Genomic DNA, 2,649 nt, shown 5'->3' on the forward strand with positions numbered 1-2,649 from the left:
GGGATTCATGTTCGGAACAGAAGACCTCGCTTGAGGTCACGCAATGGCAGGAAACAATGAGCAGCGATTTCGCCAAACAAACATTACCCTCTGGGAAAAGTATTAAGGCCATGGCAAATACGGAACAGGATCGGTGGTCACGCGTGAAGGGCCGGCTGCGAACGAGCGTAGGCGAGGACGTCTATACGAGCTGGTTTGCACGAATGGATCTGGAGAGCGTTCAGGAAGAAAGCGTTCGCCTGTCGGTCCCGACGCGGTTCCTCAAGAGCTGGATCCAGGCGCATTATGCCGATCGCGTTCTCACCTGCTGGCAGGCCGAAATGCCGGAAGTGCACCGGATCGACCTTACCGTGCGCACGGCGATGCGATGCGCTACGCCGATCAAGGAAGCGGCCGCGCCGGCCGATCAACGCCGCGCCGATGGCCGGCCCGCGCCCGAGTTGCGCGCGATCGCGACCGTTCCGGTGTCCGCCAGCCATGATGCGCTCGGCGGCTCGCCGCTCGATCCGCGCCTGACCTTTGCAAGCTTCGTGATCGGCCGCTCGAATACGCTGGCCCACGCCGCCGCGCGCCAGGTGGCCGAGGGACGACGCGGCGATCCCGTGATGTTCAACCCGCTCTACATTCACGCTGGCGTCGGACTCGGCAAGACCCATCTGTTGCAGGCGGTGACCTGGGCTGGCAACTCCGGCAGCGAGCGCAAGGTGCTTTATCTCACCGCCGAGAAGTTCATGTACGGCTTCGTCGCGGCGCTGAAGACGCAGACGGCGCTCGCCTTCAAGGAAGCGCTGCGCGGCATCGACGTTCTGGTGATCGACGACCTGCAGTTCCTGCAGGGCAAATCGACGCAGGCCGAGTTCTGCCACACCCTGAACGCCCTGATCGATGCCGGCCGCCAGGTTGTGATCGCCGCCGATCGCCCGCCGTCAGACCTCGAAAGCCTCGATGACCGCGTGCGCTCGCGGCTGGCCGGCGGCCTTGTGGTGGAGATGGGATCGCTCGGCGAGGAACTGCGGCTCGGGATCCTGAAGTCGCGCGTTGCGGCGGCGCGCGCCCATCACGCGAGCTTCGAGGTGCCGGAGCCGGTGCTGGACTATCTGGCGCGGGCCATCACCCATAATGGCCGCGACCTCGAAGGCGCGATCAACCGCCTGCTCGCCCACAGCAAGCTCAACGCCCAGCCGGTGACGCTGGAAATGGCCGAGCGCGAGGTGCGCGACCTGATCCGTCCGCAGGAACCGAAGCGGATCAAGATCGAGGACATTCAACGGGTGGTCGCCCGGCAGTATAATGTGAGCCGCTCGGACCTTTTGTCCTCTCGCCGCACGGCGAATGTGGTTAGGCCGCGCCAGGTCGCGATGTACCTGGCGAAAACCCTGACCCTGCGCTCACTGCCGGAAATCGGCCGGCGGTTCGGCGGCCGCGACCATACCACAGTGCTGCACGCCGTGCGCAAGATCGAGGCCCTGGTTGCCAGGGACAACGCGCTGTCCGAAGAGGTCGAATCGCTGAAGCGCCAATTGCAGGAATGAACCTTTCGTCGTCCCGGCGTTCGGGACGACGGCGGATTGGCCCGCAAAACTTGGGGAACGGCGCCACGCTCCCTTGCGCTTGAGGCGCATCCGCGTCACCTTGCGGTCCCCCCGGAGGTCTGGTCGAATCCTTGTCTGATCCGGCTTTTCGGGTTTCAAATGCCGCGGCGCGCCTTTCGGGCCGCCCGGCTTTTCCATCTTTGGGGATCGGGCGGGTATTGCAATGAAGGTCACCGTCGAGCGCGCGCAACTGCTGAAATCGCTGGGCCATGTGCATCGCGTGGTCGAGCGCCGCAACACCATCCCGATCCTCGGCAATGTGCTGATCCGCGCCGAAAATGCCAGGCTGTCGCTGAAGGCCACCGACCTCGACCTTGAGGTGACGGAGACGCTGGCCGCGGAGACCGCAACCGGAGGCTCGACCACCGTGCCGGCGCATATGTTCTACGACATCGTGCGCAAGCTGCCGGACGGCGCGCAGATCGTATTGGAGGCCGACGGCGACCGTTCGGTGCTGGCGATCCGCGCCGGCCGCTCGCGCTTCACGCTGCAGACGCTGCCCGAAAGCGATTTTCCGGATCTCGCCGCCGGCGACATGACGCATTCGTTCACGCTGGCCGCGGCCGTCGTCAAGCGCCTGATCGACCGCACGCAATTTGCGATCTCGACGGAAGAAACCCGCTATTACCTCAACGGCATCTATCTGCACGTGGCCGGCAGCGCCAAGGCCGCGACGTTGCGCGCGGTTGCAACCGACGGCCATCGCCTCGCCCAGATCGATCTTCCCTTGCCGAAGGGCGCAGCCGGGATGCCCGGCGTGATCGTGCCGCGCAAGACCGTCGGCGAAGTGCAGCGGCTGATCGAGGACAATGAAGCGGAAGTCCTGATCGAGCTGTCGCAGGGCAAGATCCGCTTCACCCTCGGCAACGTGGTGCTGACCTCGAAACTGATCGACGGCACCTTTCCGGATTACGGCCGCGTCATTCCGCAGAACAACGACAAGGAACTCGTCGTCGACAAGAAGGATTTCGAAGCCGCCGTCGACCGCGTCTCGACGATCTCGAGCGAACGCGGCCGCGCGGTGAAGCTCGCGCTGTCCCCCGGCAAGCTGGTGCTC

Annotated in this window: 2 protein-coding genes; both read left to right on the forward strand. The window is 64.7% G+C overall.

Translation table 11 applies throughout. From position 1 onward, the window contains the following. Positions 1-110 precede the first annotated feature (110 nt). Positions 111-1,532, forward strand: coding sequence for a chromosomal replication initiator protein DnaA (gene dnaA, locus WCE35_RS21260; RefSeq protein WP_424595285.1), 1,422 nt, complete (start codon positions 111-113; stop codon positions 1,530-1,532). 223 nt (positions 1,533-1,755) lie between these two features. After that, positions 1,756-2,649 (forward strand): DNA polymerase III subunit beta (gene dnaN / locus WCE35_RS21265; protein WP_424595286.1); only part of this gene is annotated, 894 nt, incomplete at its 3' end.

It is taken from the genome of Bradyrhizobium sp. (genome assembly GCF_049691595.1).
GTDB lineage: Bacteria > Pseudomonadota > Alphaproteobacteria > Rhizobiales > Xanthobacteraceae > Bradyrhizobium.

Bases quoted from the DNA above. Each gene is read 5' to 3' on its own strand.
- dnaA (WP_424595285.1), top strand. From the start codon at position 111: ATGGCAAATACGGAACAGGATCGGTGGTCACGCGTGAAGGGCCGGCTG.